Annotated in this window: 8 protein-coding genes; 2 read left to right on the top strand and 6 right to left on the bottom strand. The window is 72.7% G+C overall.

Annotated features, from left to right (window positions below):
- Positions 1-15: 15 nt before the first annotated feature.
- Together E1J50_RS24750 and rpoH are read left to right on the top strand one after the other, a co-directional pair.
- Positions 16-1002 carry an RluA family pseudouridine synthase gene (locus E1J50_RS24750; RefSeq protein ID WP_132256728.1) on the top strand — a complete coding sequence of 329 codons (987 nt, stop codon included), beginning with the start codon at positions 16-18 and terminating at the stop codon, positions 1000-1002.
- Positions 1003-1291: 289 nt separating this feature from the next.
- A complete protein-coding gene (rpoH, locus tag E1J50_RS24745) occupies positions 1292-2182 on the top strand; it encodes an RNA polymerase sigma factor RpoH (protein WP_132256726.1) in 891 nt (296 codons plus the stop codon).
- 63 nt (positions 2183-2245) lie between these two features.
- On the opposite strand, the gene E1J50_RS24740 is transcribed toward rpoH, so the two are convergent.
- The 6 genes from E1J50_RS24740 to E1J50_RS24715 form a co-directional block, all read right to left on the bottom strand.
- Positions 2246-3829: a histidine kinase gene (locus E1J50_RS24740; protein ID WP_132256723.1), complete on the bottom strand. Its 1584-nt coding sequence runs from the start codon at positions 3827-3829 to the stop codon at positions 2246-2248.
- An 88-nt stretch (positions 3830-3917) separates the two neighbouring features.
- Complete coding sequence (locus E1J50_RS24735; protein ID WP_132256720.1) at positions 3918-5210, bottom strand: adenylosuccinate synthase; 1293 nt, start codon at positions 5208-5210, stop codon at positions 3918-3920.
- A gap of 171 nt (positions 5211-5381) precedes the next feature.
- The gene (locus E1J50_RS24730) at positions 5382-5720 is read right to left on the bottom strand and encodes a hypothetical protein (RefSeq protein WP_132256717.1); all 339 of its coding nucleotides are present in this window, start codon (positions 5718-5720) and stop codon (positions 5382-5384) included.
- An 83-nt stretch (positions 5721-5803) separates the two neighbouring features.
- On the bottom strand, positions 5804-6655 hold the full coding sequence (locus tag E1J50_RS24725) for a D-amino-acid transaminase (RefSeq protein WP_132256715.1): 852 nt from the start codon (positions 6653-6655) through the stop codon (positions 5804-5806).
- 260 nt (positions 6656-6915) lie between these two features.
- Positions 6916-8010 (bottom strand): catalase family protein, encoded by a 1095-nt coding sequence (locus tag E1J50_RS24720; RefSeq protein WP_132256713.1) that lies wholly within the window; start codon positions 8008-8010, stop codon positions 6916-6918.
- Between the two features lie 40 nt (positions 8011-8050).
- Positions 8051-8482 (bottom strand): class I SAM-dependent methyltransferase (locus E1J50_RS24715; protein WP_207919289.1); only part of this gene is annotated, 432 nt, incomplete at its 5' end.

Here is an 8482-nt window from a genome sequence, read left to right as displayed (position 1 = left end):
GCGTTGCAGGACAGGATGGACGAGACCGGGGAACGCGTGGCCGTCGTCGCGCAGGAGGAGGGGGGGCGCCTCGACAAGGCCCTCGCGGCGGCCTTTCCGGACCTGTCGCGCTCGCGCCTGCAGGATCTCGTGCGCGCGGGCCACGTGCGGCGGGACGGCGAGACGGTGCGGGACCCTGCCCTCAAGGTCGCGCCGGGCACCCGCCTCTCCGTCGCGGTGCCCGAGGCGTCGGCGCCCGAGCCGGCGGCCGAGCCCTTCGCCCTGGCGATCGTCCACGAGGACGACGACCTCATCGTGATCGACAAGCCGGCCGGGCTCGTCGTGCACCCCGCGCCGGGCCACGAGGGCGGCACCCTGGTCAACGGCCTCATCGCCCATTGCGGGGAGAGCCTCTCGGGCATCGGCGGCGTGCGCCGGCCCGGCATCGTGCACCGCCTCGACAAGGACACGAGCGGCCTCCTCGTCGTGGCGAAGAACGATCTCGCCCATCGCGGCCTCACCGCGCAATTCGCCGATCACGGGCGCAGCGGGCCGCTGGAGCGGGCCTACAAGGCGCTCGTCTGGGGTGCGCCCGAGCCCCGCAACGGCACGATCGAGGCGAATCTCGCCCGCAGCCAGCGCAACCGCGAGAAGATCGCCGTGGTGCGGGCGGGCGAGGGGCGGCACGCGATCACGCATTACCGCACCGAGGGCCTGCTCGGCCCCGAGGTCGCGCTGCTCGCCTGCCGGCTGGAGACCGGGCGCACGCACCAGATCCGGGTCCATCTCAGCCATCGCGGCCACCCGCTTCTCGGCGACGCGGTCTACGGCAGCGCCTTCAAGACGAAGGCGGCCCGGCTCCCCGAGCCCGCGCAGGCCGCGCTCGCGGCGCTGGACCGGCAGGCGCTGCACGCGGGGCTCCTCGGCTTCGCCCATCCGCGCACGGGCGAGGCCCTGCGTTTCGAGAGCCCGCTGCCCGCGGACATGGCCGCCCTCGTGCGCGCCCTCGGCGGCAGGCCGTAACCCGTTGGTCGGGCGCGCGAAGAGAGGTCGGAGATCGAGGGTGTGGCGGGTCCGGCACAGTCAAGGCTCTGGCGGGATCGGGTGTGCCATCACACCTCGACCCGCGACCAATCGTGCGAGGATCGACCCATAGGCCCGTTCGTGCGTTGACCACGACGTTCGCGCCGCGGACCCGCTACCGGATCGGGGATTTCCACAGTACAGATGGGAATTCGGACGACCGGCTCAAGGAGCGGTCGACCGCGCCATCGTCCGCCCACCATTGGGGGACAGTCCAAGGAGGTATGCCATGGCAGGCGCATTGCCGGTGCTCGCCAACGAGGGTGGCCTTTCGCGCTACCTCGATGAAATCCGCAAGTTCCCGATGCTGGAGCCGACGGAGGAGTTCACCCTCGCCAAGAGTTGGCGTGACCACGGGGACCGCGAGGCGGCCCACCGGCTGGTCACCTCGCACCTGCGCCTCGTCGCGAAGATCGCCATGGGCTACCGGGGCTACGGCCTGCCGATCGGCGAGGTCGTGTCCGAGGGCAATGTCGGCCTGATGCAGGCGGTCAAGCGCTTCGACCCCGACAAGGGCTTCCGGCTGGCCACCTACGCCATGTGGTGGATCAAGGCCGCGATCCAGGAATACATCCTGCGCTCGTGGTCGCTCGTGAAGATGGGCACCACGGCCAACCAGAAGAAGCTGTTCTTCAACCTGCGCAAGGCCAAGGGCCGCATCTCGGCCCTCGACGAGGGGGATCTGCGCCCCGATCAGGTCCAGCAGATCGCGACCCGCCTCGGCGTGCCGGAGCAGGACGTGATCGACATGAACCGGCGCCTGTCCGGCGACACCTCGCTCAACGCGCCCCTGCGCGAGGAGGGCGAGGGCGAGTGGCAGGACTGGCTCGTCGACAACAGCCCGAGCCAGGAAACCGTGCTCGCCCGCGAGGAGGAGGGGCAGAACCGCCTCTCGGCGCTGCGCGACGCGCTCTCCGTCCTCAACCCGCGCGAGCGGCGCATCTTCGAGGCGCGCCGCCTCGCCGACGATCCGATCACGCTGGAGGATCTCTCCGGCGAGTTCGGTGTCTCGCGCGAGCGCGTCCGCCAGATCGAGGTCCGCGCCTTCGAGAAGGTGCAGGAGGCGGTCAAGAAGAACCTCGCCGTGCGCGAGTTGCCGCGGACCGGCGCCGGGGCCTGAGGCCCCGGGCGGGCCTCGTTCTCGGAAGAGGGGGCAGCCGGCCTCGGCCGACCCGTCAGCGCCTCATCGCCACTGCTCGAAGGCGCGCTGCAGCGCGTAGGCGCCGGAATTGCCCTTCTCGAAGGTGATCACGGCGCGCTGGCCGCTCGCGTATTTGACGGCGAGGTCGAACCAGTTCCGGTGGAGCAGCAGGTCGGTGTTGCGGTCGACGTCGTTGCGCAGCGACGACAGGCCGATCAGGAACAGGTTCTCGCGCACCCGCACCGGCAGGCCGGAGAGGGGCGAGCCGCGGGCCGCCTCCTCGTCCTTGGCCTGGAGCAGGCCGATATCCTGAACCGAGCGCCGCTCGCCGCCGGGCCCGCTCGGGGTGAAGGCGAGCTTGATCGTGTGCGAGGCGGGCAGCGTCGCGTCGAGGTTGCGCTGCAGGGTGGCGACCAGGGTCAGGCCGGCCTCGGGGAAGTCCAGGGTCGCGACCACCGCCGTCTCCAGCGGCTGGCCCTGCTCGCCGCTCACCGATTCGAGGCGCCAGACCACCCGGCCCGTCGTCGAGCTGGGCTGCGCGTTCTGGCCCGCCGTGTTCTCCTCGATCAGCGTGGCGCGCTGGGCCACCGCGAGATCCGCCTGGCTCGGGGCGGGGGCGGGTGGCGCCTCGGCCTGCTGCGCCGCGCCTTGCTGCGCGGGCTGGGCGGGCTCGCCGCCGACCCGGTCCGCGAATTTCTGGTCGCTGCCGTCGGCCGGGGCGCTCGTCTCGGCCTCCGTCTGCTGGAGGTCGGCGGGCCGGTCACGCAGCAGGTAGGCGGCCACGGCGATGAGGCCGATCACCAGGGCGAGCACCGCGCCGACGAAGGCGTTGCGCAGCAGGGTCGAGCGGCCGGCGCGGGGCGACACCACGTCGATCCGCGGCCGCTGGCGCCCGCCCGTGGCGTCGGCGCGGGCCGGGACGATCTCGGCCTCTCCCTCCGGCCCGCGCTCGGCCACAGCCTCGGGCGCCTCCGGAACGGGCTCCTCGACGGCGGCGGGCTTGGCCCGGCGCGCCGCGATGGCCACAGCCGGCGCCTCGCGCACCGGCTCGGGCTCCGGCCGGGGAGGGAGGCCGCCGAGATCGGGCGGCGGCGCCGGGGGCAGGGATGGGCCGGCCGAGGGGCCGGCCCCGGCGGGTTCCGCCTCCACGAAGACGGGCGGCGCCGGCTGTCGCGGGGGCTCGGCCTCGAACAGCCCGTCCTCCGGGTTCGGGTCGGGCCGGGCGGGCTCGACGAAGGGCGCCGCCTTCGCGACTTCGGGCTTCGCGGTTTCGGGCTTCGCGATGTCAGGCTTCGGGGGGTCGGATCTGACCGGCTCCGGCCGCGGCTCCGGTGCAGGGCGCGGGGGCGGGGCGGGTTCCGGCAGGGCGGAGGCCGGGCTCGGGTCGTTCGCGGGCGCCGGCGCGGGTAGGGGCGCGCCGCCGTAATCCACCTCCAGCCGCTCGATCGCGGCGTCGAGGGCCTTGCTCTCGAGGTCGATGTCGTCGGGCGAGAGCGGCGGCTCCAGGGAGCGGAGCTGGCCGATCAGGGCGCCGCGCGCGCGGTCGTAGACCGCCTTGCGCATGGCGGGCGAGCGGTCGGGCAGGGCGTCGAGCGCCCGCGCCAGCAACGGATAGTAGTCGGCCATCGTGCCCGGATCCGCCCTCTCGCCGTCCTCTTGCCGTCGCGCTCCCGCGCCGCCCGTGCCGGCTCGAGCCGACCGGCCGTGCCCGGGCTCAGTCCTCGAACGGGTTGTGCATCAGGATGGTGTCGTCGCGCTCGGGCGAGGTCGAGAGCAGGGCGACGGGCGCCCCGATCAATTCCTCGATCCGCCGCACGTACTTGATCGCCTGGGCCGGCAGGTCCGCCCAGGAGCGGGCGCCGGCGGTGGTGCCGCTCCAGCCCGGAATCGTCTCGTAGACCGGGGTGACGCGCGCCTGCGACCCCTGGCTCGCCGGCAGGTGGTCGAGGCGGGCGCCGTCGATCTCGTAGCCCGTGCAGACGCGGATCTCCTCGAACCCGTCGAGCACGTCGAGCTTCGTCAGCGCGATGCCGTCGATGCCGGAGGTCTGCACCGTCTGGCGCACGAGGGCCGCGTCGAACCAGCCGCAGCGGCGCTTGCGCCCCGTCACCGTGCCGAATTCGTGGCCGCGCTCGCCGATGCGCTCGCCGACCGCGTCGTGCAGCTCGGTCGGGAACGGGCCCTCGCCGACGCGGGTCGTGTAGGCCTTGGCGATGCCGAGCACGTAGCCGATCGCCCCCGGCCCGAGGCCGGAACCCGTCGCGGCCTGCCCCGCCACGGTGTTGGAGGAGGTGACGAACGGGTAGGTGCCGTGGTCGACGTCGAGGAGCGCGCCCTGCGCGCCCTCGAACAGGATGCGCTTGCCGGCGCGCCGCGCCTCGTCGAGGAGGTGCCAGACCGTGTCCTGGTATGGGAGCACCCGGTCGGCGATGCCCGCGAGTTCCTCGTAGATCGCGTCGGGCGAGAATTCGGGCAGGCCGAAGCCGCGGCGCAGGGCGTTGTGGTGGGCGAGCAGCCGCTCGATCTTGGGGCCCAGCGTGTCGAGCTCCGACAGGTCCATCAGGCGGATCGCGCGGCGCCCCACCTTGTCCTCGTAGGCCGGGCCGATTCCGCGCTTCGTCGTGCCGATCTTGGTGCCCGGCGCCCCGTCTTCGCGCAGGGCGTCGAGTTCCCGGTGCAGGGAGAGGATGAGCGTGGCGTTGTCGGCGATGCGCAGGTTCTCGCGGCTCACCCGCACGCCCTGCGCGGTGATCCGGTCGATCTCGGCGACGAGGGCGTAGGGGTCGAGCACGACGCCGTTGCCGATCACGCCGAGCGTGTCGGGGCGCACCACGCCGGAGGGCAGCAGGGAGAGCTTGTAGACCGCCTCGCCGATCACCAGCGTGTGGCCGGCATTGTGGCCGCCCTGGAAGCGGACGACGATGTCGGCCTGCTCCGACAGCCAGTCGACGATCTTGCCTTTGCCTTCGTCGCCCCACTGGGCGCCTACGACGACGACGTTCGCCATGCGCTCAAAACCCGTACCGTTTCGCAAGGACGGGCTCCGGGCCGAGGGCCTCCGGTAACCCGTTGTCGGTAGGGTCTTTCCGCGATCCGGCCCGGGAAATCAAGCAAAGCGCCTGCAACCCGGCCAGACGGACGGGGACGACGTCCCCCCCGCGCCGGGCCGCGAGGCGTCCTATTTCGCCTCGGTGTTCGGCTGCTGGCCGGGCAGCTCGCCCGGCTTGATCACCGGCATCGTGCCCGCGTTCGGCTCCGGCGGCTTCACCACCATGCCGGGGGCGGCGTTGCCCGGCGGCTTGATGACGCCGTCGTTCTTCTCGAGCTTGTCGCTCAGGGTCCCGTTCGTGCTCGAGCCGTCGTCCGGCCGCACCTTCTCGGGCGGGGTCTGGCTCTGGGCGGGCAGGTTCGGGTCGGTGTCGCGGCCCTTCAGGGGCGCATCGGGTTGCTGCGCGAGGGCCGCGCCGGCCATGAGGCCGAGGGCGAGCAGGGCCAGCCCGGGGATCAGCTTCGGCATCGTTTCCTCTCTCGGAGAGTCTCGAGTTCCGAGAGGAACCGTTGCCCCTCCGATCCGTTCCTGCCGCCGCGGGGCCGGGCTCTTCACGATTCGAGGGCCATCGCGAGATAGAGTTCGCGCAGCCGCCGCGTCCGCGGGCCGGGCCGGCCCTCGCCGACCGGGCGCCCGTCGATCGCGACGACCGGCATCACGAAGGCCGAGGCGCTGGTGTAGAAGGCTTCCGCCGCCGCGTAGGCCTCCTCGACGGAGAAGGGCCGCTCCTCGATTCGCAGGCCCTCCTCCGCGGCGAGCCGCAGCACCGCCTTGCGGGTGATGCCGGGCAGGATCGCCGTCGAGAGCGGCCGGGTCACGATGCGCTCGTCCGCGGTGAGGATGAAGGCGGTCGAGGAGGAGCCCTCGGTGACGGCCCCGTCCTCGACCATCCAGGCCTCCGCGACGCCGGCGGCCGCCGCCGCCTGCTTGGCGAGAACCTGCGCCAGCAGCGCCACCGACTTGATGTCGCGCCGCTTCCAGCGCAGATCCTCCACGGTCACCACCTTCGCGCCCGCCTCGGCCAGCGGGTTGGCCCGGACCGCCTTCCCTTGCGTGAACATGACGACGGTCGGCGGCGTGCCGGCCGCCGGGAAGGCGAAGTCGCGCTCGGCGACGCCCCGCGTCACCTGCATGTAGACGAGGCCCTCGCCGACCGCGTTGCGGGCGACGAGCTCCGTCTCGAGCCGCGTCCATTCCTCGGCCGTGTAGGGGTTGGCGATGCCGATCTCGGAGAGGGAGCGGTCGAGCCGGGCGAGATGGGCGGCGTTGTCGACGAGCCGCCCCTCCAGCACCGCCGAGACCTCGTAGATCCCGTCCGCGAACAGGAAGCCCCGGTCCATGATCGGGACGCGCGCCTCCTCGAAGGGGACGAAGCGTCCATCGAGATACACGGTGCGGGACATGGGCTCTCCTCGGCTGCGGGCGCCCCTTCCAAGCATCGGCACGCCGCCGCCCGCAAGTGGCTCAACGACAGGGCAGGGTGCAGGATTCGTGCAGGGCGCCCCACCTCTCGCGTTCGGGAGAGGTCGAGTCCGCGGGACGCGGGCCGGGTGAGGGATCAGGGCCTTCCGGAGAGGGCGCATCCCTCACCCCAACCCTCTCCCGAACGGGAGAGGGGGCGCGGGGCGATCAGGCTGATCGGTCGGCCGCGGTCGATGCCGGCTCACAGCCCCGCCTGAGCGAGGCCGCCCGGCTCGTGGATCGGGCAGCCATTGTGCTCGGCGCGGAAGCCGGAGGATTTCGGGTAGACGGCGCGGCGCGCCCGCATGATCGAGCCGAGCGGCTGGTGCGCGGCGAGCCCGTGCCACGGGCTGAAGGCGAACCCGTCGTCGATCGCCTTCACCTTGCCCTCGCTCCAGGCGTCCTGCCGGGGGACGGTGATGCGGGCCACCGCCCGGTAGGGGCTCTCCTCCTCCGGCCAGGGCACCGAGGCGTCCTCGATCGGCATCGTCTCCCGGTTCGTCCAGAGCTGCGCCCGCAGCTCCCAGACGCCCTCGTGCTCCGCGAAGAAGGCGGTGACGGCCTCGCGCAGGCCGTTGGGCTTCCCGTTGACGTTGAGCGCGGCATTGGTCAGCGCGGTCAGTTCGGGCGAGACGGGCGCCACCGCGACCTTCGCCACGTAGTCGCCCCAGCGCACCGGGACCTGGCTGTAGAAGGTCTCGCCGAGGATGTGCGTCTCCGGGTGGCCGCCGAGCGCGATCACCGTCGGGCTCTTGGTGCCCAGCGCCTCCAGCACCGTCTCGACGCCGCGCAGCGTCGCGGAGAAGGCCTTCTTGAAGATCTGCGGCGTGTCGGTCGTCGCCGCGAGCAGCTTCAGGCTCTTGAGGAAGGCCTTGCCGTCCGGCGCCACGAAGGCGGGCGCGTTCGCCATCACGAAATCCTGGGTCGCGCCGTCGGCACCCGGCAGGCGCTCGCCCTCGACGCCGAGGATCTTGACCGCGAGGCCGCGAGGCGTCGAGACGCTGTCGTCGAGGATGTCGCCGGGGTTGGTCGAGAGGCGCAGCACGACGTCGTGCGTGCCGGGCTTCGCGAAGAGCCCCTGCGCGAGCGCCGGGTCGAGGCCGGGCAGCACCTCCAGCCTGCCGGTGAGGAGGCCGTGGCCCTTCGCGTGCACGCCGCGCACGGCGTGTCCGTAATCCTTGAGCGTGGTGCCCTGGATCTTGGCGAAGGTGGCGATCATCCCATCGTGCGTCTCCGCCTCGTCGGGCGCGGGCGTCTCGACGGACGGGGCGAAGGGGATCGGCTGGGCATGCGGCACGGGTGGCTCCTCGGCGAGGAAGACGGTCTCGGTTGCAAGCTCAACGGTAGTGCGTGAGGCCCGTTCCGCCCGCCCGCTCACGGGGGGGCGAGAGAGCGGCTTCGCGCCGACGCAGACGCCGCTCGGCGCGCGCGATGTAGTCGCGCGTCGCCGGCACCACGTCGTTGCGGCGGGCGAGGAGGATCTGGAACACGACCGCGTCCTCGTGCCGGAAGGCGGCCTCGGCCGCCGCGAGATACCAGTCCCACATCCGGCAGAAGCGGGCGTCGTAGAGGCGCTCGGCCTCCGCCCGCCGGGCGAGGAAGCGGGTGCGCCAGTCCCGCAGGGTCGCGGCGTAGTGCAGGCGCAGCACCTCGACGTCGTTGACGACGAGGCCCGAGGCCTCGATCGCCGGCACCATCTCCGAGAGCGTCGGCAGGTGGCCGCCGGGGAAGATGTAGCGGGTGATCCAGGGGTTCGTGGCCGCGGGCCG

Source organism: Methylobacterium segetis, assembly GCF_004348265.1.
Taxonomy (GTDB): Bacteria; Pseudomonadota; Alphaproteobacteria; order Rhizobiales; family Beijerinckiaceae; genus Methylobacterium; species Methylobacterium segetis.
The sequence above is the reverse complement of the archived record's forward strand: the minus strand, read 5'-3'. Positions and strand labels throughout refer to the sequence as shown.

Excerpts from the sequence above, each read along its gene's own strand:
- E1J50_RS24730 (WP_132256717.1), bottom strand. The coding sequence starts at position 5,720 with ATGCCGAAGCTGATCCCCGGGCTGGCCCTGCTCGCCCTCGGCCTCATG.
- E1J50_RS24735 (WP_132256720.1), bottom strand. The coding sequence starts at position 5,210 with ATGGCGAACGTCGTCGTCGTAGGCGCCCAGTGGGGCGACGAAGGCAAA.
- E1J50_RS24725 (WP_132256715.1), bottom strand. The coding sequence starts at position 6,655 with ATGTCCCGCACCGTGTATCTCGATGGACGCTTCGTCCCCTTCGAGGAG.
- E1J50_RS24750 (WP_132256728.1), top strand. The coding sequence starts at position 16 with ATGGACGAGACCGGGGAACGCGTGGCCGTCGTCGCGCAGGAGGAGGGG.
- E1J50_RS24740 (WP_132256723.1), bottom strand. The coding sequence starts at position 3,829 with ATGGCCGACTACTATCCGTTGCTGGCGCGGGCGCTCGACGCCCTGCCC.
- rpoH (WP_132256726.1), top strand. The coding sequence starts at position 1,292 with ATGGCAGGCGCATTGCCGGTGCTCGCCAACGAGGGTGGCCTTTCGCGC.